The organism is Streptomyces sp. NBC_01546, from assembly GCF_045208355.1.
In the GTDB taxonomy this organism is placed as follows: Bacteria; Actinomycetota; Actinomycetes; order Streptomycetales; family Streptomycetaceae; genus Streptomyces.
Genome location: NZ_CP109379.1, coordinates 5,212,450 through 5,232,423, shown reverse-complemented (window position 1 = coordinate 5,232,423; position 19,974 = coordinate 5,212,450). Strand labels below are relative to the sequence as shown.

The window sequence follows — 19,974 nt, the reverse complement described above, 5'->3', positions numbered from 1 at the left end:
CGCCATGGTCGCCGTCGCGGGCGCCGGGGCCGCCTCCTCCACCGTGGGCGCCGATCGCGCCCCTGACGACGCGCGCAACCCCGGCCGCGCCCCCGGCCGGTCGGCGCGCCGCCTGCTGGACCGGATGAGCCTCGCCGAGAAGATCGGGCAGCTGTTCGTCTCCCGCGCGTACGGGCATGCGGCGACCGAACCCGACCCCGCGGACGCCGAGAAGAACCTGGAGCTGTTCGGCGTGCGCACCGCGGCCGAGCTGGTCTCCCGCTACCACCTCGGCGGGATCATCTACTTCGCCTGGGCCCACAACACCCGTACCCCGCACCAGATCGCCGCGCTCTCGGCCGGCCTCCAGCAGGCCGCCCTCGACTCCGGACCCCGGATCCCGCTGCTCCTCTCCACCGACCAGGAGCACGGCGCCGTCGCCCGCGTCGGCAAGCCCGCGACCCTGCTCCCGGGGGCGATGGCGCTCGGCGCTCAGCACGGCGCGACCGGCTCCGCCGACGACGCCCGCCTCGCGGCGCGCATCGCGGGGGCGGAGCTGGCGGCCATGGGCATCCGGCAGGACTACGCGCCGGTGGCGGACGTCAACGTGAACCCGGCCAATCCGGTGATCGGCGTACGGTCCTTCGGCGCCGACCCCGGCGCCGTGGCGGAGCTGGTCGCCGCCCAGGTCAGCGGCTATCAGGAGGCCGGTGTCGCGGCCACCGCGAAGCATTTCCCGGGGCACGGGGACACCGAGACGGACAGCCACGTCGGGCTGCCGGTGATGCGGCACAGCCGCGCCGTCTGGGAGGAGCTGGACGAGCCGCCGTTCAGGGCCGCGGTGCAGGCGGGCGTGGACGCGATCATGACGGCGCACATCGTCTTTCCCGCGCTCGATCCCTCCGGGGATCCGGCGACCCTGTCCCGGCCGATCGTGACCGGCATCCTGCGCGAACGCCTGGGCTTCCGCGGGGTGGTGGTCACCGACGCGCTCGACATGGCCGGGGTCCGCCAGAAGTACGGGGACGACCGGGTGCCGGTCCTGGCTCTGCTGGCGGGCTGCGACCAGCTGCTGAACCCGCCGGACCTGGGTCTCGCGTACCGCAGCGTGCTGGCGGCCGTGGAGAGCGGCGAGCTGGCGGAGGAGCGGATCGACGAGTCGGTGCTGCGGATCCTGGAACTGAAGGCGCGCCGGGGCCTGTTCGACGACGCGGGCACCTCGGCCGGGGAGGTGGACACGACCGTCGGCATCCCGGAGCACCTCGCGGCCGCCGACGCGATCGCGGCCGGCACGACGACGGTGCTGGCCAATCCCGCCGGGCTGCTGCCGCTGGACGCGTCGGCCGCCCCCCGGCTGCTGGTCACCGGAGCGGACCCGCTCTCCCCCAGCGGCACCACGGGGCCCCCGACGGCCGTCCTGGCGCGGGAGCTGACCTCCCTGGGCTGCCGGGCCACGGCCGTGCCGCCCGCCCGCGCGGCGGCCGCCGCGCCCGGTCACGCGGCGGTGCTGGTGTGCACGTACAACGTGCCCGAGGGGGAGGACCCGCAGCGCACCCTGGTGGCGAGCCTGCTGGCCACCGGAGTGCCGGTCATCGCGGTGGCGATCCGCAATCCGTACGACGCGGCCCGGCTGCCGGCCTGTGCGGCGGAGGTGGCCACGTACTCCTGGACGGATGTGGAGATGCGGGCGGCCGCCCGGGTGCTCACCGGTGCGGTACGGCCGGCCGGCCGCCTTCCGGTTCCGGTGCCGGGCCGCTACCCGCTGGGCCACGGGCTGACGTACTAGACGTCTGCCCGCGGCCCGACGGGGAACGGGGCTACGGCCGCAGCTGCGGCTCGCGCTCCAGGTCGCGCTGGTCGAGCTGCGCGTCCGGCGCGGCCAGCGGCGCCGCCTTCGCCTCGTCGGCGATCGCGGCGGCCGGGGACACCCCGGCCCACTGGAGGATCTTCGCGGTCGCGAGGGCCTTCTCGCCGTCGAGCAGCTTGGCGACGTTGGCCCCGTGGTTGGCGCCCGGCGCGATCATCACGTAGCTGTCGCGCACCCCGTAGCCGAGGTGGAACGGCTCGGCGCCCCACGGGTCGTTCTGCCCGTACACGAACAGCATCTGGTCCGCGTTGTTGCGCACCCAGTTGTCGACGTCCTTCATGACTCCCGGCTGGAAGGTCATGGGGATGTCGCGGGGCACGAAGTTGCGCGGCGGCTGGTAGCCGTAGCGGCTCAGGTTGCCCAGGTGGGGCTGCTTGATGTCGGGCGAACCGAGCTGCGTGCCCGCCTGGTAGTAGTACGGCGTGTACGTCTCCACGCCCTGGTCGGCGTAGGCGGAGAAGCCCGAGATCGCGTCGACCGTGTCCCAGATCTCCTGGTCGCTCGCGGTGGCGGCGGCCGGGATGGAGGCGCAGTCGGCGAGCAGGCTGTACTGCCAGAAGGCCCACACGTAGTCGAGGACGACGGCCTCGTAGGCCTTGTCGAGGTTCCCGACGGTGGTGAAGGTCCAGCCGTTCTCGGCGGCGGCGGCCGCGTACTTGGCCTCCAGCGGCTCGCGGCGTACGAGCGCCTCGCGCTGCACCGCGTTCAGCTTGTCGCGGCACTCCTTGGTGCCGACCTTGCTGAAGAACCGGTCGTAGGCCGAGTCCTCGTTGTTGACGACGTCGTTGGGCGCGACGTAGGCGACGACACCGTCCATGTCGCGCGGGTAGAAGCGCTCGTAGTACGTCGCCGTCATACCGCCCTTGCTGCCGCCCGTGGCCAGCCAGTTCTTGGTGTAGATCTTCTTCAGGGCGCCGAAGATGCGGTGCTGGTCGCTGGCGGCCTGCCAGATGTCCAGGTTCGCCCAGTTGGCCGGGTCGGGCCGGGAGGGCGTGAAGAATCGATACTCCAGGGACACCTGGTTGCCGTCGACGATGGTCGTCGGCTCACTGCGGCGCGGGCTGGTGTTGACGTTGTAGCCGGACGTGAAGAACACCGTCGGCCGCGAGACGTCCTTGTGCAGCAGGGTCAGACGCTGCTTGAAGGTGCCCTTCCACGGCTTCCGGTGGTCGACCGGCTGCTCGTAGTTCAGTACGAAGAAGCGGTAGCCGGGGTACGGCTTCTCCTCTATCAGGCTCATGCCGGGAATGCCGAGGATCTGGTCCTTGATGTCCGTGGCGGCCGCGGGCCCCGCGGCGGTGGCCGCTTGTGCCGTGAAGCCGGCCGCGCCCATGGTGCCGATGAGCACCACGAGCGACAGCAGCCATCCGAGCGTCTTGCGCATTCACCCTCCCCTTGAGTTCACTTCGGTCGCGGTGAACCTAGCGGGGCGAACACGCTGCTGAACAGACCTAGTTGGGCCGGTCCGTCAGCACAGGATCCAGCCGGATTCGGCCGATTCGGCCCCTACGCTCCCTTTTACATACACGCAGCGGCCGATCGCCCCCACGGTGACGGGACCGGCGTAACGGGTGAATCGCCCTATATCGCGGATCGGCGCCCCGCCGCGGCCCTGGACGCTCACCGCCATCTTCCGCCGCTCGCCGGGGACCCGGGCCACGGTGAGCGCACACACCTGGGTGCGGCTCTTGTACACGCGCACCTCACCCGCCGCGAACGGCAGCGTCGTGGCCAGCCGGCCCGTGCAGCCGCCGGTGGCGGCCTGTTCGGCCGACTCCACCTGGGCAACCTGCGCCGCCTGCGCCGCCTGCGCGGGCGAAGCCGCGAACAGCCCGCCGACGCAGAGCCACAGCGCGGCCGCGAACACCCCGAGGGGCGCGGCCCACCGGCCGCTCCCCCGCCACCCCCTCGACCCCTGCAACACCCTGCCCCCGATCGGTCGCACGTACAACATGCGTACGCACGTACGACGCCTGGATCCCCCCGAAGGTTGCGACGGGCCGCCCATCGCTCGTAAGGGTGCATCCGCAACCCCCCGGCGGGAGAACAGGAGTTCACGATCAGGCGGGCAATTACGCTGGGTGACACACGCCCCGCCATCCGTAGCCGCGAAAGGCACTCACGTGACGAACGACCTGCTCGACCGCAAGCTGGAGCGCTCCTTCAACCGCCTCGACGCGGACGGGAGCGGTGAGATCGACGCGACCGACATCATCGCGCTCGGGTCCCGGCTGCTGACGGCCTTGGCCGAGCCCTCCGACTCGCCCAAGGCGGACGCGGTGATGAAGGGGATCGTCAACTTCTGGCAGGACCTGTTCACCGAGCTCGACATCGACCGGGACGGCAAGGTCACGCCCGAGGAGTACAAGGCGGGCATGACCCGCCTGTACGGGCAGGGCGGTGCCGCGTACGACCGCTCATTCCGGCCGATGATGCAGGCGATCCTCACGGTGGTCGACACCGACGGCGACGGGCGGATCAGCCCGGAGGAGTTCCACAAGGCCCAGGAGGCCTTCGACACGGAACTGAGCCCCGCCGACGCCGAGGCGCTGTTCCGGCGGATCGACGCCAACGGGGACGGCACCCTGACCGTGGACGAACTCCTCGACGCCGTACGCGACTACTACACCGGCACCGACGAGGACGCCCCGGGCAACCTGTTCTTCGGCGAACTCTGACCCGCTCGGCGGTCAGGCGACGGCGCGCTCGTCCTCCCCGACGAAGGTGCGCCACAGCTCGGCGTACCGGCCGCCGCGCGCCAGGAGTTCGGCGTGGGTGCCGTCCTCGACGACCCGGCCGCGGTCCATGACCACGACCCGGTCGGCGCGGGCGGCCGTGGTCAGCCGGTGCGCCACCACCAGGGTGGTGCGCTTGCCGGCGAGCCGGTCGGTGGCCTGGTTGACCTGGGCCTCGGTGGCCAGGTCCAGGGCGGCGGTGGCCTCGTCGAGCAGCAGCACGTCCGGGTCGACGAGTTCGGCCCGGGCCAGTGCGATCAGCTGGCGCTGCCCGGCGGAGAGGTTGCGTCCGCGCTCGGCGACGGTGTGCAGGTAGCCGCCGTCGAGCGTGGCGATCATGTCGTGGGCGCCGACCGCGCGGGCGGCGGCCTCCACCTCGGCGTCCTCCGCGTCGGGCCGCCCGTAGGCGATGGCGTCGCGGACCGTACCGGGGAAGAGGTAGGGCTCCTGGGGGACGACGCCGAGCCGGTGGCGGTACGCCGTCAGGTCGAGCTCCCGCAGGTCGGCCCCGTCGGCGGTGATCCGGCCGGAGGTCGGGTCGTAGAACCGGGCCACCATCTTGACCAGCGTGGACTTGCCCGCTCCGGTCTCGCCGACGAAGGCGACGGTCTGCCCGGCGGGTATGCGCAGGCTGATTCCGGCCAGTGCGTCTGCCTTCTCCCCCCGCTCCTCGGCGGTGCCGTAGCCGAAGCGGACGTCCTCGAAGGCGATCTCGCCGCGCAGTTCGGGCAGCGCGCGGGGCTCTTCGGCGTGCGGGGTGGTGGTGGGCTCGCGCAGCAGCCCCTGGATGCGGCCGAGGGAGACGGTGGCCTGCTGGTAGCCGTCGAAGACCTGGGACAGCTGCTGGACGGGGGCGAAGAACAGGTCGATGTAGAGCAGGTACGCGACCAGCGCACCGGTGGTGAGCGTGCCGGCCTCGACCCGGCCGGCGCCGACGATCAGCACGGCGGCCGCGGCGCCCGAGGACAGCAGCTGCACGAACGGGAAGTAGACGGATATCAGCCACTGGCCGCGGACCCGGGCCTCGCGGTACGAGTCGCTGCGCTCCGCGAAGCGGCGGGCGCCGGAGCCCTCGCGGCGGAAGGCCTGGACGATGCGGAGCCCGGCGACGGACTCCTGGAGGTCGGCGTTGACCAGGCTGACCCGGTCGCGGGCGAGCTCGTACGCGACGACCGACTTGCGGCGGAACACGATCGTGCCGAGCACCAGCACGGGCAGCGTGGCGAAGACGATCAGGGCGAGCTCGACGTCGAGGGCGAGCAGGGCGACCAGGATGCCGAAGAAGGTGAAGACGGAGACGACGGCGGTGACGAGACCGGTCTGCAGGAAGCTGGACAGGGCGTCCACGTCGGTGGTCATCCGGGTCATGATCTTGCCGGTCAGTTCGCGCTCGTAGTAGTCGAGGCCGAGGCGCTGGAGCTGGGCGAATATCTTGACGCGGAGCGAGTACAGCACGCGTTCGCCGGTGCGGCCCGTCATCCGGGTCTCGGCGAACTGCGCGGCCCACTGCCCGATGACGACCGCGAAGGCGAGGGCGGCGGCGGCCCAGACCGCGCCCAGGGCGGCCTTCTCCACGCCCTGGTCGATGCCGTTCCGGATCAGGATCGGCAGGAGCAGCCCGGAGCCCGCGTCGAGGGCGACGAGGGCGAGGCTGATGGCGAGCGGCGCCCAGAACCCGCGGAGCAGGCGGCGCAGGCCGTAGCTCTCCTCGGCGGCCGCGGCGCGGGTCTCGTCCACGTCGGGCCGGTCGTCGGCGGGCGGCAGGGCGGCGACCTGCTCGAGCAGCTCGGGGGTGGCCGGCATGCCCGGGACGGCCGCGGAAGCGGCGGCGTTCTCGGACTCCTCCTGCCGCCTCCAGAGCTCGGGGGTGATCCCGCCCGAGACCCGGCGCTTGGCGTTGACGGGCTCGGAGTCGATCTCGGCTTCGAGCTCGATGTCCCGCTCGATGTCCCGCTCGAACTCGGCCATCGGCAGGGCGGAGCGGGTCCGCGGCGAGCCGGCGCCGAGCTCGTCGGGGTCGGTCAGCAGCCTGCGGTAGAGGGCGGAGCGGCGCTCCAGCTCCTCGTGGGTGCCGATGTCGGAGAGCTGCCCGCGGTCGAGTACGGCGATCCGGTCGGCCAGCGCGAGCGTGGAGCGGCGGTGGGCGATCAGCAGGGTGGTCCGGCCGGCCATGACGGAGCGCAGCGCCTCGTGGATCTCGTGCTCGACGCGGGCGTCCACGGCGGAGGTGGCGTCGTCGAGGAGGAGCAGCCGGGGGTCGGTGAGGATGGCCCGGGCGAGCGCGACGCGCTGGCGCTGGCCGCCGGAGAGGGTGAGCCCCTGCTCGCCGACCTTGGTGTCGTACCCGGCGGGCAGCTCCCGGATGAACCCGTCCGCCTGGGCGGCGCGGGAGGCGGCCTCGATCTGCTCTTCGGTGGCCTCGGGGTGCCCGTACGCGATGTTCGCGCGGATGGTGTCGGAGAAGAGGAACGAATCCTCCGGCACCAGTCCGATGGCGCCGCGCAGGGACCCGTAGGTCAGCTCGCGCACGTCGTGCCCGCCGACCCGTACGGATCCGCCGTCGGCGTCGTAGAAGCGAGGCAGGAGCAGCGAGACGGTGGACTTCCCGCTGCCGGAGGCCCCGACGACGGCGACGGTCTCCCCCTCGGCGACGGCCAGCGAGAACCCGTCGAGGACGGGCCGCTCGGGGTCGTACCCGAAGCGGACGTCGTCGAAGTCGATGGTGGCGGGCGCGTCGGCGGGCAGCTCGTGCGTGCCCTCCTGGATGACGGGCTCGGTGTCGATCAGCTCGAAGACCCGCTCGACGCCGGCGCGGGCCTGCTGGCCGACGGTGAGCACCATGGCGAGCATGCGGACGGGGCCGACGAGCTGGGCGAGGTAGGTGGAGAAGGCGACGAAGGTGCCGAGGGTGACCTGGCCGCGGGTGGCCATCCAGCCGCCGAGCGCCAGCATGGCGACCTGGCCGAGGGCGGGTACGGCCTGGAGGGCGGGGGTGTAGCGCGAGTTCAGCCGGATGGTCCGCATCCGGCCGGCGAACAGCCGCCGTCCGGCGGTGCGCAGCTTGGAGGTCTCCTGCTCCTCCTGGCCGAAGCCCTTGACGACGCGGACGCCGGTCACGGCGCCGTCGACGACGGTCGCGACGGCGGCGGCCTGACCCTGGGCGTACCAGGTGGCGGGGAAGAGCTTCTTGCGGCTGCGCTTGGCGATGAACCAGAGGGCGGGGGCCATCAGCAGCGCGACGAGGGTCAGCAGCGGCGAGAGCGCCAGCATGATCCCGAGGGATATCCCGAACAGGAGGAAGTTCCCGATGGTCATCGGGAGCATGAAGAGCAGGCCCTGGATCAGCTGGAGGTCGCTGGTGGCCCGCCCGACGACCTGTCCGGTGGACAGCTCGTCCTGCCGCCGCCCGTCGAGGCGGGCGATGGTGCCGTACATGTCGGTGCGCAGGTCGTGCTGGACGTCGAGGGCGAGCCGCCCGCCGTAGTACCTGCGTATGTAGGTGAGCCCGTAGACGAGGACGGCGGCGGCTATGAGCATGCCCGCCCAGGGCCCCATGGGCTTGGACCGGTCCCCGATGACGTCGTCGAGGATCACCTTGGTGACCAGCGGCACGAGCGCCATGACGGCCATGCCGGCCAGCGAGGACCCGAGCGCGAGCAGCACGTTGACCTTGTAGCGCCACGTGTAGGCGGCCAGCCGCCTGCCCCAGCCCTGTTTCTCCCCAGCCGCCTTCACGTGGTGCCTCCCCGTTTCGTCCTGTCCTGCCGGAAGCGCCAACGCCCCGACCGGCGGATTTCATCCCGCCGCAACAATCGCACTGGGGTCCGGGCCGTGCGAGCGGGCTTCACCCGTCGGGGCGTTCCCGCTCAGAGGTGGGTCGGCGCGAACATCTTGAGGGTGGCCGGGAGGACCACGACCGAGGGGCCGGGGGTGGTGAGGGCCTTCTTGAGGTCCGCCGTCAGGGTTTCCGGGGTGGTGGTGGTCGCCGGGATACCGAAGGCGGCCGCCAGGGCTGCGAAGTCGGGGCGGGTCAGGTCCGTTCCCGTTGCGCGGCCGAAGGATTCCGTCATGTACTCGCGCAGGATGCCGTAGCCGCCGTCGTCCACGATCAGCCAGGTGACGTCCAGGTCGTGCTGGCGCGCCGTGGCCAGCTCCGCGATGGAGTACATCGCGCCGCCGTCGCCGGAGACCGCGAGGACGGGGGTGCCCGGCTCCGCGACGGCCGCGCCGAGGGCCGCCGGGAAGGCGTAGCCGAGGCCGCCCGCGCCCTGGGCCGAGTGCATGGTGTTGGGGTGCTTGGCGTCGAAGGCCGACCACGCCCAGTAGGACAGGATCGTCATGTCCCAGAAGGACGGGGAGCGCGGCGGGAGAGCGGCCCGGATCGAGGTCAGGAGCTCCTGCTCCAGGGCCACGTCCTGGGTGGACAGGCGATCCGCGATATCCGAGAGGACCATCTTCACGCGGTCCGGAGCGTACGGGTCCGCCCGCTCGGTCACCGTCTCCAGCAGGGCCTGGAGGGCGAGGCGGGCGTCCGCGTGGATGCCCAGGGCCGGGTGGTTGGACTCCAGCTTCCCGAGGTCCGCCTCGATCTGCACGACCCGGCCGGTGGGGAAGAACGTGTGGTAGTTCGACGACAGTTCGCCCAGGCCGGAGCCGACCACCAGCAGGACGTCCGCGTCCTCCAGGAAGTCGGTCATGTGGCGGTCCTCCAGCCAGGACTGGAGGGATAGCGGGTGGGTCCACGGGAAGGCGCCCTTGCCGCCGAAGGTGGTGACCACGGGGGTGTTCAGGCGTTCCGCCAGCTGCTTGAGCTTGCCCGCCGCGTCGGAGCGGATGACGCCGCCGCCCGCGATGATCACCGGGCGGGAGGCGTTCTGCAGCCAGTGCGCGGCCAGCGCCGTGAGCTCCGGGCGCGGAGCCAGTTCGTGCGGGGTCGCGTCCATGCCCGTGACCTGCGGGATGAGCGTCTCGGCGCGGAGCACGTCCTCGGGGATCTCCACCCAGACCGGGCCGGGCGGGACCGTGAGGGCCGACTCCCAGGCCTCGGCGATGACGGAGGGGATCTGGGAGGGGGTGCGGGCGGTGTGGACGGACTTCACCACGTCACGGAAGGAGGCGGACTGGTCGCGCAGCTCGTGCAGGTGGCCGCGGCGCCCGCCGCCCAGGCCCGCCGAGGGGACCTGGGAGGAGAGCGCGAGCACCGGGGCGGACGCGGCGGCCGCCTCGGCGAGGGCGGGCAGGGACGTCAGGGCCCCCGGGCCGGTGGACAGGAGGAGGGGGACGGCCTCTCCGGTGATCCGGCCGTACGCGTCCGCCGCGAAGCCCGCGTTGTTCTCCACGCGCAGGGTGACCAGGCGCAGGTCGGAGCGGCCGACCGCGTCGAAGAGGCCCAGCGCGTGCTGCCCCGGCAGACCGAAGACCGTGGTCGCGCCGAGGCCCCGCAGCGTCTCCACGACCAGGTCCCCGCCCGTCCGCCCCGGCGGTGGCGCGAGTGCGGCCGCCGTCTGGGCTTCGGTGGGACGGAGTACCAGGTCGTGGTCGTGCGTCACGTGCGCTTACTCGCCCTTCGGGTTCGCCTTCGCCGCAGCGATCTGGCGGCTCATGATCGTGGTGAGCTCGTACGCGGTGTGCGAGGCCGCGACCGAGGTGATCTCCGCGTGATCGTACGCCGGGGCCACCTCCACCACGTCGGCGGAAACGAGGTTGCAGGAGGACAGTCCGCGGATGATCTCCAGCAGCTCGCGGGAGGTCATGCCGCCCGCCTCCGGGGTGCCGGTGCCGGGCGCGTGGGCCGGGTCCAGCACGTCGATGTCGATCGAGATGTACAGCGGACGGTCTCCGATGCGCTGGCGCAGCTGGTCGGCCACCTCGTCGGCGCCGCGCCGGTAGACGTCGGCGGAGGTGACGATGCCGAAGCCCATCTTGGCGTCGTCGTCCAGGTCCTGCTTGCCGTACAGCGGGCCGCGCGTACCGACGTGCGAGAGCGCCTCGGTGTCGAGGATGCCCTCCTCGACGGCGCGGCGGAACGGGGTGCCGTGGGTGTACTCGGCGCCGAAGTAGGTGTCCCAGGTGTCCAGGTGCGCGTCGAAGTGGAGCAGCGCGACCGGGCCGTGCTTCTTGGCGACGGAACGGAGCAGCGGGAGGGCGATGGTGTGGTCGCCGCCGAGGGTCATCAGACGGGAGCCGGCACCGAGCAGCTCGTCGGCCGCGGCCTCGACCGTCTCGACGGCCTCGTTGATGTTGAAGGGGTTCACGGCGATGTCGCCGGCGTCCGCGACCTGCGCGAGGGCGAAGGGGGAGGCGTCCTGGGCCGGGTTGTACGGGCGCAGCAGGCGCGAGGCCTCGCGGATCGCGTTGCCGCCGAAGCGGGCGCCGGGGCGGTAGGAGACACCGGAGTCGAAGGGCACGCCGACGACGGCGACGTCGGCGGAGCCGACCTCGTCGAGGCGCGGCAGCCGGGCGAAGGTCGCGGGGCCCGCGTAGCGCGGGATGCGGGAGGAGTCGACGGGGCCGCGCGGCTGCGTGCTCATGGGGGGTGCCCTTCTGGTGGTCCTGCGGTGCGGTCCTTCGAGCGTAAGCGGACGCCTCGGGGCCGCGAAGTGTACGTTTCATCCACTGTTCGGCACCGACATGTACGGAGTATCCATGGAGGCCCCGCTGACCCCGCCGGTCCCGCTGACCGCGCTGACCGCCGACCGGGAGCTGGGGCTCCGGCTCCTCGGGGGTCCCGGCGAGGCGCGGGTGTACGGGGTGCACGCCTCGGAGATGGCGGACCCGTCGCCGTACCTGCTGGGCGGGGAGCTGCTGCTCACCGCCGGGGCCGGGCCCGCCGGGGACCCCGACGGGTACGCGGCCCGGCTGGTCGCGGCCGGGGCCGCCGCCCTCGGCTTCGGCGTGGCCCCGGTCCACGAGGAGGTGCCGCCGGCCCTGGCCGAGGCCTGCGCCCGGCACGGGCTGCCGCTGCTGGAGGTTCCGCCGCACACCCCGTTCACGGCCGTCGCCCGCGCGGTGTGGCGGCTGATGGCGGAGGCCCGGACGCGGGAGCTGCGCCGGGTCGCCGAGGCGCAGCAGGGTCTCGCCGCGGCGGCGGCCCGGCCGGATCCGGTCCCGGCGGTCCTGTCCCGCCTGGCGGCGAGCCTGGGCGGCCACGTCGTCCTGGTCCCGGCCGGGCGGACGGCGGCGGCCCCTGCCGGCGCAGACCGCCGAGGCCCTGGCCGCCCTGCTGGCCCGCGTCGGTCCGCCCGGCGGCGCGGCCACCGCGACCGATTCCGCGGCGGGCTGGAACCTGGCCGCGTACTCCCTCGGCGACGGGCCCGTCCTCGGCGTCGCCCGCCCCGACCGCACCCCGGCGACCACGCCATCACGGCCATCGCCGCCGTGCTCCTGACCCTGCTCACCGCGCCCCGGCCCGAGGGGGACGCGGCGGCCGCCCTCACCCGGCTCCTCCTCGACGGCGACCCCGCGGCGGCCCTGGCCCCCGGGCCCTGGCACGTCGTACACGCCAGGGGCTCCGGCGACCCGCGGGCCCTGGCGGCGGCGCTGGGCACCGTACTGCTGGACCCGCACGGGGACGACGTACGCCTGCTCGCCGAGCGGGAGCCCGGCCCGCAGCCCGGCTGGCGCCTCGGGGTGAGCGCACCGGCGGCGCCCGCGGAGCTGCGCACCGCCGGGGCACAGGCCCGGCGGGCCCTGCACCGGGCGGAGGCGGCCCGTACCGCGCTGGCCCGCCACACCGAGGGCGGCCTGGGCACCCTGCTGGACCCGGCCGAGGCCCGCGCGCACGCCGAGGCCCTGCTCGCCCCGCTGAACCCGGCCCTGCGGGACACCCTGCGCGGCTGGCTGGCGCACCACGGCAGCTGGGACCGGACCGCCGCCGCCCTGGGGGTGCACCGCAACACCGTCCGCCAGCGCGTGGCCCGCTGCGCGGACCTGCTGGAGCGGGACCTGGACGACCCGGACACCCGGATGGAGCTGTGGTTCGCCCTGCGCTGGGAACGGCCCCCGGCGGGCCCTTCCGCTCCGTAACCCCGGCCGGGCGGCTGACCGGGGCCCGGCGCCGCTCGCGCGGTCAGCCGCCCGTGCGAGCCGCGCGCCTACGATGTGCCGCATGTCCGGGATGTCCGCATCGACATGGAACCGCGTACGCGGCGAGCGCCTGGCGCCGGCCGCGCGGCTGGTGGTGTGCGCGGCCCTCCCCTGGTACGTGTGCGTGTGGCTCGGTACGAGCACGGCTCCGGTGGCCGCGGCCCTGCCCGCCGTCCTGGTCCTGCGCGAGGACCTGTTCTCGGCTCCCCGGATGGCCCTTCAGCGGCTGCTGGGCGTGATCGCGGGCGTGCTGCTGAGCGCGGTCGTCCTGCACTGGCTGCCGACGGGCTCCGCGTCGTTCCTGGTCGTCCTGGTGTGCGGCTGCGCCGGGATGTACCTGCTGCGCCACGAGGGCTCCCCGAACCAGCAGGTCCTGATCACCGCTCTGATGATCTACGCCACGCCGACGCCGGGTTACCCGCTGGCCCGGCTGGAGGAGAGCGCGATCGGCATCGCCGTCGTGATGTTCCTCGGCCCGCTGCTGTGGCCCCCGGATCCGTACCGGGAGGCGGCCGGCGGCCTGGAGGCGTACCGCTCGGGACTCCGCGCCCGCCTGGAGCTGATCGCCGCCACGGCGGCCGGCGGGCGGGCGGGCCCCGCCCCCGCCGACCCCTTCGCCCTGTGGCACCGGCCGCACGAGCTGTCCGTCACGCTGGAGCGCAGGACGGGCCGCACGGTGCCCCTGCCGCCACGGCGGCCTGCGGCCGGGGCGGCGGACACCCTCCGACCCCGCCTGCGGCTGGCCGCGCGGACGGCTCCGGCCCTGCTGGTGCTCTCGCGGGAGGTGGAGACCCGGTCCGCCGGACCGGAACGCGAGGGGGCCGCCCCGGCCGGGCCCGACGAGGCGGTGCGCGCCATGGCCCCGCTGATCGAGACGACGGCCCGCGCCCTGGACACCGCCCTGCGCGGCGAGGACTGCGCAGCCGGACTGCGCCGGGCCCGGGAGCTGACGGAGGCACACCGGGCCGCCCATCCCGGCCGCCGCGACACCGTCCTGCGGGCCGGAGTGGACCTCACCCACGAGGCGCTGGCCGACCACCTCGGCCCGTCGGCGGGCTGACCGCGCCCGGTCGCGTCGCACAGGTGTCCCCCCTCACTCTGGACAGGCGGGACAACTCGCCGGTAACTTATTCTGAGCAAGCGCTTAGGCATAAGCGGCGGACCGCCGCGACGAAGGGAGTCCGGCGATGCGCCGTACCGTATTCAACGAGGACCACGAGGCGTTCCGCGAGACCATCCGCGCCTTCATCGAGGCCGAGGTCGTCCCCGTCTACGACGAGTGGTTCGCCGCCGGCCAGGCACCGCGCGAGTTCTACTACAAGCTCGGCGAGCTGGGCATCTTTGGCATCAACGTCCCCGAGGAGTTCGGCGGCGCGGGCCTGGACACCCACAAGTTCGAGGCCGTCCTCTACGAGGAGACCTCGCGCGCGGGCGTCAACTTCGGCGGTTCCGGCGTGCACGTGCTGCTCGCCCTCCCCTACATCAAGATGCTCTCCACCGACGAGCAGAAGAAGCGCTACCTCCCGAAGTTCGTCAGCGGTGAGGAGATGTGGGCCCTGGCGATGACCGAGCCGGGCACCGGCTCCGACGTCGCGGGCATGAAGACCACCGCCAAGCTCTCCGAGGACGGCTCCCACTACGTCCTCAACGGCGCCAAGACCTTCATCACTGGTGGCGTCCACGCCGACCGTGTGATCGTCTGCGCCCGCACCTCCGCCCCGCGCGAGGACGACCGCCGCTTCGGCATCTCCCTGTTCGCCGTGGACACCAAGTCCGAGGGCTACTCCATCGGCCGCAAGCTGGACAAGCTCGGCCTGCGCACCTCCGACACCGCCGAGCTGGCGTTCGTCGACGTGAAGGTCCCGGTCGAGGACCTGCTCGGCGAGGAGAACAAGGGCTTCTACTACCTCGGCGCCAACCTGCCCTCCGAGCGCTGGGGCATCGCCTTCGGCGCCTACGCGCAGGCCAAGGCCGCCATCCGGTTCGCCCAGCAGTACGTGCAGGAGCGCACCGTCTTCGGCAAGCCCGTCGCGCACTTCCAGAACACCAAGTTCGAGCTGGCCGCCTGCCAGGCCGAGGTGGACGCCGCCGAGGCCGTCGCCGACCGCGCGCTGGAGGCCCTGGACGCCGGTGAGCTGACGGCCGCCGAGGCCGCCTCCGCGAAGCTGTTCAACACCGAGGTCGCGCACCGCGTCATCGACAAGTGCCTGCAGCTGCACGGCGGTTACGGCTACATGAACGAGTACCCGATCGCCCGCCTGTACGCCGACAACCGCGTGAACCGCATCTACGGCGGCACCAGCGAGGTCATGAAGTCCATCATCGCCAAGTCCATGGGCCTGTAAGGAAGCCGGGCGCTTAGCCTTCCCCCATGAACGAGGCACTGACAACGCTCCTCGATCTGCTCGACCTCGAGCAGATCGAGGAGAACATCTTCCGCGGCACCAGCCGTTCGGCGCTGGTACCGCGCGTTTTCGGCGGTCAGGTCGCGGCCCAGGCACTGGTCGCGGCCGGCCGCACCGTGCCCGGTGACCGCACCGCGCACTCGCTGCACTCGTACTTCCTGCGCGCCGGGGACCCGGGCGCGCCCATCGTCTACTCGGTGGACCGGATCCGCGACGGGCGCTCGTTCACCACGCGCCGGGTGGTCGCCGTCCAGCACGGGCAGCCGATCTTCCACCTCTCCGCGTCCTTCCAGACGCACGAGGAGGGCCTCGACCACCAGGCCGCCATGCCCTCCGCGCCCGACCCGGAGACGCTGCCGACCGCGGCCGAGTCGCTGCCCGCGTACCGGGAGATCTTCCGCGACCCGGGCACGGTGGAGCGGCTGATCGAGGCGCGCGGCGCGGTGGACCTGCGGTACGCCACGACCCCGCCCTGGGGCAGCATCGGCGAGCCGGTGGAGCCGCGTACGCAGGTGTGGTTCCGCACGGACGGCAAGCTGGAGAGCGACGACGCCCTGCTGCACACCTGCCTGGCCACGTACGTCTCCGACATGACCCTGCTGGACTCGGTGCTGCTCGCGCACGGGCGCGGCGGGTGGGCGGTCGGCGACGTGGTCGGCGCCTCGCTGGACCACGCGATGTGGTTCCACCGGCCGTTCCGCGCGGACGAGTGGCTGCTGTACGACCAGGAGTCCCCGTCGGCGGCCGCCGGCCGGGGCCTGGGCCAGGCCCGCATCTGGACCCAGGACGGCCGGCTGGCCGTGACCGTCATCCAGGAGGGTGTCGTACGCGTTCCGCGCGCGTGACCGGCCCCTGACTGACCCTCAGTCCCACCAGAACCCCCAGTGGCCGCTCCCGGTGACCGCCTCGTCCGCGTAGGCGCGGACGCTGCCCGAGCCCTGCCAGATGTTGTCGGGCGAAAAGGCGAAGTGCTCCGCGGCGACCGGGAGCGCGTGGGCGAGCGTACGGGGCGGGGCCGCCACCGACACGTGGAGTTCGTCGAAGCCGAGGGCGACGACCCGGGCGCCGAAGCGGTCCTCCCAGGAGCGCAGGACCGTGCTGATGAGGGCGGTGTCGTTCTCGTGGTTGGCCGGTCCGCACCAGCCCATCGCCGTGGGTACGTCGGCTCCCCGGCCCGCGGGGACCAGCGCGAGCCGCGGGCTCGGCAGGAAGCCGGTCCCGATCAGCTCGTCCGCGAGGGCGCAGGCCGCCGTCTCGGGGTCCTCCCCCGCGGCCCCCACGGCTCCCGATTCCGCGAGCCCCGGCCAGTCCCGGCCGAAGGGGGCGATGAGCTCCTCACCGTCCTCACCCTCCTCCTCGGGGTCGGGGATGACAGCGTTCCAGAACTCGCGCAGGACCGGCTCGACATGGTGGTCGTCCGGGTCGGACATCCGCTCCGGCCGCAGGCCCTTGGTCAGCCACCACTCCTCCAGGCCGCGCCGCTCCTGGAAGAGCACCGCCTGGAGGCCCGCGGCGGCCAGGCCCGGGCGGCTCCGGTACGAGGCCAGCGCACCGGCGCCGACGGGCCCGTCGGAAACCCAGAGCAGCGGCCTGCGCGCGGTCCCGAGGAGCGTTCCTGGCGGCAACTCCAGCCCCAGGGACAGGCCTTGCGGGTCGTCGGCCAACGCGGACAGCGGGTTGGATGTCTTCGGCATGGTGGCGAACGTAGCCGCCGCCACTGACAACGCCCGGACAGGGCCTACGAGTCCAGCAGGCCCGCGCCGTCCAGCAGGTACGCCACCATCGCGTCGTAGTGGCGCGGGTCGCGGACGTGGTCGTCCAGCGGGACGGCCACCTCGAGGGTGCCCTCGGCCTCGCCGAGGAAGAGCGCCGGGTCGTTGCAGTCCGCGTACCCCACCGCGTCCAGGCCGCGCTGGGCCGCGCAGCCCGCCCAGCCGTGGTCGGCGACGACCAGGTCCGGCTGCGGGCGGTTCGCCGCCGTGAGCCCGTCCAGGATCGCGGCCATCGGCTCCGGAGAATGCGTGTGCCACAGCGTCGCTCCGCGCTCCAGCACGGCGACGTCGGCGAACTGCCACACCGAGCCCTCGTCGGCCGTCAGACCGGCCGGGATCACCACGATCTCGCAGCCCGCCGCCCGCAGGGCCGCGGCCGTGGCCCGGTGGACGTCCAGCAGTCCGCCCGGGTGCCCGGTGGCGAGCAGCACGCTCTGCCGGTCCAGCGCGGCCTTCCGCAGCCGCGCAGCCAGCCGGTCCAGGCCGGCCACCGTCAGCTCCGGGTCGATGGTGTCCTGGCCGTAGCGGTACGCCGGATCGTCCACGACCCCACAGCGCTCCGCCATCACGGCGAGCACGTCCTGCTCGTCCGTCCAGCGGTCGCCCAGCTCCAGGCCGAGCCAGTAGTGCCGGTCGCCGTTGGCGAGCTTGCGGTAATGGGAGAGGTTGTTCTCGCGCGGGGTGGCGACCTGCCCCGCGATGCGCGTGCGGACCAGATGGTCGATGAGTTCTGCGCGGCTGGGTACGGGCGTCTCTATCGGCTTCGGCATGGGGCCCATTCTGCCGCCGCCGAAGCACAGACGCCGCGTCCATCCCGACCGGCGGACGCGCCGGTTCACACCGACAGCGCCCCGAACGCCCCGTGCGCGAGCCGCCGGAGCAGTGACTCCGTAGCCTCCCGCCCCAGGGCCGCCAGGTGCGGGGTGGAGTTCAGCAGGCCGAAGACCGCGTGCACGCAGACCCGCACCTCCGTCTCGCCCACCTCCGCGTGCAGTTCCCGTACGACGGCCACCCACAGCTCCACGTACTGCCGCTGCAGCTGCCGTACGAGCTTGCGGTCGGTGTCCCGCAGCCGGTCGAGCTCCCGGTCGTGCAGGGTGATCAGCGCCCGGTCGTCGAGCGCGAAGTCGATGTGTCCGTCGATGAGGGAGGACAGGACCAGCGCGGAGTCGCCCCCCGCCTCCTCCACCCGGCGCCGGCCGCCGGTCAGCAGCCGTTCGCTGATGCCGACCAGCAGCTCGGCGAGCATGGCGTCCTTGCCCGCGAAGTGCCGGTAGAGACCGGGGCCGCTGATGCCGACCGCAGCCCCTATCTCATCGACCCCGACGCCGTGGAATCCACGCGCGGCGAAGAGGCGGGCGGCCTCGCTGAGGATCTGCTCGCGACGGGTCGGGGCGGCGGCACTGGTGCTCATGGGAAACCATTCTAGACAGGGCCGTTAGCGGTCGTTAACCTAGGCGGTACATGCGTTAACGCTCATTAACAGCGTGCACCGAGCAAGGGAGCTCGACCGATGCAGCAGGCACCAGTGCTGACGAGCGCCGCGGACCCGGCGTCCGAGGCCTGGCGGACCAACGAGGCCGCCCACCGCGAGCTCACCGAGGGCCTGCGGGCCCGGCTCGACGCGGCCCGGCTCGGCGGCGGCGAGAAGGCCCGCGCCCGCCACACCGCCCGCGGGAAGCTCCTCCCACGCGACCGCGTGGACGCCCTCCTGGACCCCGGGTCCCCGTTCCTGGAGCTGGCTCCGCTGGCCGCCGAGGGCATGTACGGGGGCGCGGCCCCCGCCGCCGGGGTCATCGCGGGCATCGGCCGGGTCAGCGGCCGCGAGTGCGTGATCGTCGCGAACGACGCCACCGTCAAGGGCGGCACCTACTACCCGATGACCGTCAAGAAGCACCTGCGCGCCCAGGAGGTGGCACTGGAGAATCGTCTCCCCTGCCTCTACCTGGTCGACTCGGGCGGCGCCTTCCTGCCCATGCAGGACGAGGTCTTCCCGGACCGGGACCACTTCGGCCGCATCTTCTACAACCAGGCGCGCATGTCGGGGGCCGGCATCCCGCAGATCGCCGCCGTCCTCGGCTCCTGCACGGCGGGCGGCGCGTACGTCCCCGCCATGAGCGACGAGGCCGTCATCGTCCGCGGCCAGGGCACGATCTTCCTCGGCGGCCCGCCGCTGGTGAAGGCCGCCACCGGTGAGGTGGTCACGGCGGAGGAGCTGGGCGGCGGCGAGGTCCACTCCCGGATCTCCGGCGTCACCGACCACCTCGCCGAGGACGACGCGCACGCGCTGCGGATCGTACGGAACATCGTGGCGACCCTGCCGGAGCGCGGGGCCCTGCCCTGGTCGGTGGAGGCTCCCGAGGAGCCCAAGGTGGACCCGCACGGGCTGTACGGCGCGGTCCCGGTCGACTCCCGCACCCCCTACGACGCCCGCGAGATCATCGCGCGGATCGTGGACGGCTCCCGCTTCCAGGAGTTCAAGGCGGAGTTCGGGCAGACCCTGGTCACCGGCTTCGCCCGGATCCACGGGCACCCGGTCGGGATCGTCGCCAACAACGGCATCCTGTTCTCCGAATCCGCCCAGAAGGGCGCCCACTTCATCGAGCTGTGCGACCAGCGCGGCATCCCGCTGCTGTTCCTCCAGAACATCTCCGGGTTCATGGTCGGCCGCGACTACGAGGCGGGCGGCATCGCCAAGCACGGCGCCAAGATGGTGACGGCGGTGGCCTGCACCCGGGTGCCGAAGCTGACGGTGGTCGTCGGCGGCTCGTACGGGGCCGGCAACTACTCGATGTGCGGGCGGGCGTACTCGCCGCGGTTCCTGTGGATGTGGCCCAACGCCAAGATCTCCGTGATGGGCGGGGAGCAGGCGGCCTCGGTGCTGGCCACGGTCAAGCGGGACCAGATCGAGGGCGCGGGCCAGGAGTGGCCGGCCGAGGACGAGGAGGCCTTCAAGGCCCCGGTCCGTGCGCAGTACGAGGAACAGGGCAACGCCTACTACGCCACGGCCCGGCTGTGGGACGACGGGGTCATCGACCCGATGGAGACCCGGCAGGTGCTGGGACTGGCCCTGACCGCGTGCGCGAACGCCCCGCTGGGCGATCGCGGCTTCGGCATCTTCCGTATGTGAC

The 19,974-nt window shown here is 73.0% G+C and carries 15 protein-coding genes; 7 read left to right on the top strand and 8 right to left on the bottom strand.

Features of this window, described 5'->3' with window-relative positions:
- Nucleotides 1-4 precede the first annotated feature (4 nt).
- Nucleotides 5-1,765 (top strand): glycoside hydrolase family 3 protein, encoded by a 1,761-nt coding sequence (locus OHA89_RS23945; RefSeq protein ID WP_406368574.1) that lies wholly within the window; start codon nucleotides 5-7, stop codon nucleotides 1,763-1,765.
- A gap of 31 nt (nucleotides 1,766-1,796) precedes the next feature.
- Here the strand turns inward: OHA89_RS23945 and OHA89_RS23940 are convergent, their stop codons facing one another.
- Together OHA89_RS23940 and OHA89_RS23935 are read right to left on the bottom strand one after the other, a co-directional pair.
- Nucleotides 1,797-3,230 (bottom strand): S28 family serine protease, encoded by a 1,434-nt coding sequence (locus tag OHA89_RS23940; protein ID WP_266609649.1) that lies wholly within the window; start codon nucleotides 3,228-3,230, stop codon nucleotides 1,797-1,799.
- 84 nt (nucleotides 3,231-3,314) lie between these two features.
- Nucleotides 3,315-3,713: a hypothetical protein gene (locus tag OHA89_RS23935; RefSeq protein WP_266609648.1), complete on the bottom strand. Its 399-nt coding sequence runs from the start codon at nucleotides 3,711-3,713 to the stop codon at nucleotides 3,315-3,317.
- Nucleotides 3,714-3,969: 256 nt separating this feature from the next.
- Here OHA89_RS23935 and OHA89_RS23930 point away from each other — a divergent pair, with 256 nt between their 5' ends.
- Nucleotides 3,970-4,524, top strand: coding sequence for an EF-hand domain-containing protein (locus OHA89_RS23930; protein WP_406367057.1), 555 nt, complete (start codon nucleotides 3,970-3,972; stop codon nucleotides 4,522-4,524).
- Between the two features lie 12 nt (nucleotides 4,525-4,536).
- Here the strand turns inward: OHA89_RS23930 and OHA89_RS23925 are convergent, their stop codons facing one another.
- The 3 genes from OHA89_RS23925 to speB form a co-directional block, all read right to left on the bottom strand.
- Nucleotides 4,537-8,316 (bottom strand): ABC transporter ATP-binding protein, encoded by a 3,780-nt coding sequence (locus OHA89_RS23925; protein ID WP_406367055.1) that lies wholly within the window; start codon nucleotides 8,314-8,316, stop codon nucleotides 4,537-4,539.
- A gap of 131 nt (nucleotides 8,317-8,447) precedes the next feature.
- Nucleotides 8,448-10,130: a thiamine pyrophosphate-binding protein gene (locus tag OHA89_RS23920; RefSeq protein WP_266609645.1), complete on the bottom strand. Its 1,683-nt coding sequence runs from the start codon at nucleotides 10,128-10,130 to the stop codon at nucleotides 8,448-8,450.
- Between the two features lie 6 nt (nucleotides 10,131-10,136).
- Nucleotides 10,137-11,111, bottom strand: a complete 975-nt coding sequence (gene speB / locus OHA89_RS23915; RefSeq protein WP_215141255.1) for an agmatinase — start codon at nucleotides 11,109-11,111, stop codon at nucleotides 10,137-10,139.
- 115 nt (nucleotides 11,112-11,226) lie between these two features.
- Between speB and OHA89_RS23910 the strand changes: the two genes are divergently transcribed.
- From OHA89_RS23910 to OHA89_RS23895, 4 genes are all read left to right on the top strand, one after another.
- Nucleotides 11,227-12,606: a helix-turn-helix domain-containing protein gene (locus OHA89_RS23910; RefSeq protein WP_406367053.1), complete on the top strand. Its 1,380-nt coding sequence runs from the start codon at nucleotides 11,227-11,229 to the stop codon at nucleotides 12,604-12,606.
- A gap of 82 nt (nucleotides 12,607-12,688) precedes the next feature.
- A complete protein-coding gene (locus tag OHA89_RS23905) occupies nucleotides 12,689-13,726 on the top strand; it encodes an FUSC family protein (RefSeq protein ID WP_406367051.1) in 1,038 nt (345 codons plus the stop codon).
- A 127-nt stretch (nucleotides 13,727-13,853) separates the two neighbouring features.
- A complete protein-coding gene (locus OHA89_RS23900) occupies nucleotides 13,854-15,011 on the top strand; it encodes an acyl-CoA dehydrogenase family protein (RefSeq protein ID WP_215147378.1) in 1,158 nt (385 codons plus the stop codon).
- A 26-nt stretch (nucleotides 15,012-15,037) separates the two neighbouring features.
- A complete protein-coding gene (locus tag OHA89_RS23895) occupies nucleotides 15,038-15,916 on the top strand; it encodes an acyl-CoA thioesterase II (protein WP_215147380.1) in 879 nt (292 codons plus the stop codon).
- Nucleotides 15,917-15,934: 18 nt separating this feature from the next.
- On the opposite strand, the gene OHA89_RS23890 is transcribed toward OHA89_RS23895, so the two are convergent.
- The 3 genes from OHA89_RS23890 to OHA89_RS23880 are packed head-to-tail and all read right to left on the bottom strand — an operon-like array spanning nucleotide 15,935 to nucleotide 18,257.
- Complete coding sequence (locus OHA89_RS23890) at nucleotides 15,935-16,765, bottom strand: DUF4253 domain-containing protein (protein WP_266609642.1); 831 nt, start codon at nucleotides 16,763-16,765, stop codon at nucleotides 15,935-15,937.
- A 44-nt stretch (nucleotides 16,766-16,809) separates the two neighbouring features.
- On the bottom strand, nucleotides 16,810-17,622 hold the full coding sequence (locus tag OHA89_RS23885) for a phosphatase (protein ID WP_257556244.1): 813 nt from the start codon (nucleotides 17,620-17,622) through the stop codon (nucleotides 16,810-16,812).
- A 56-nt stretch (nucleotides 17,623-17,678) separates the two neighbouring features.
- A complete protein-coding gene (locus tag OHA89_RS23880; protein WP_257556243.1) occupies nucleotides 17,679-18,257 on the bottom strand; it encodes a TetR/AcrR family transcriptional regulator in 579 nt (192 codons plus the stop codon).
- A gap of 99 nt (nucleotides 18,258-18,356) precedes the next feature.
- Here OHA89_RS23880 and OHA89_RS23875 point away from each other — a divergent pair, with 99 nt between their 5' ends.
- Entirely contained in the window at nucleotides 18,357-19,973 is a 1,617-nt protein-coding gene (locus OHA89_RS23875; protein ID WP_266609641.1) for a carboxyl transferase domain-containing protein, read from the top strand.
- Nucleotide 19,974: the final 1 nt, after the last annotated feature.

Bases quoted from the DNA above. Each gene is read 5' to 3' on its own strand.
- speB (WP_215141255.1), bottom strand. From the start codon at position 11,111: ATGAGCACGCAGCCGCGCGGCCCCGTCGACTCCTCCCGCATCCCGCGC.
- OHA89_RS23900 (WP_215147378.1), top strand. From the start codon at position 13,854: ATGCGCCGTACCGTATTCAACGAGGACCACGAGGCGTTCCGCGAGACC.
- OHA89_RS23910 (WP_406367053.1), top strand. From the start codon at position 11,227: ATGGAGGCCCCGCTGACCCCGCCGGTCCCGCTGACCGCGCTGACCGCC.
- OHA89_RS23885 (WP_257556244.1), bottom strand. From the start codon at position 17,622: ATGGGCCCCATGCCGAAGCCGATAGAGACGCCCGTACCCAGCCGCGCA.
- OHA89_RS23905 (WP_406367051.1), top strand. From the start codon at position 12,689: ATGTCCGGGATGTCCGCATCGACATGGAACCGCGTACGCGGCGAGCGC.
- OHA89_RS23875 (WP_266609641.1), top strand. From the start codon at position 18,357: ATGCAGCAGGCACCAGTGCTGACGAGCGCCGCGGACCCGGCGTCCGAG.
- OHA89_RS23880 (WP_257556243.1), bottom strand. From the start codon at position 18,257: ATGAGCACCAGTGCCGCCGCCCCGACCCGTCGCGAGCAGATCCTCAGC.
- OHA89_RS23895 (WP_215147380.1), top strand. From the start codon at position 15,038: ATGAACGAGGCACTGACAACGCTCCTCGATCTGCTCGACCTCGAGCAG.
- OHA89_RS23940 (WP_266609649.1), bottom strand. From the start codon at position 3,230: ATGCGCAAGACGCTCGGATGGCTGCTGTCGCTCGTGGTGCTCATCGGC.
- OHA89_RS23890 (WP_266609642.1), bottom strand. From the start codon at position 16,765: ATGCCGAAGACATCCAACCCGCTGTCCGCGTTGGCCGACGACCCGCAA.
- OHA89_RS23945 (WP_406368574.1), top strand. From the start codon at position 5: ATGGTCGCCGTCGCGGGCGCCGGGGCCGCCTCCTCCACCGTGGGCGCC.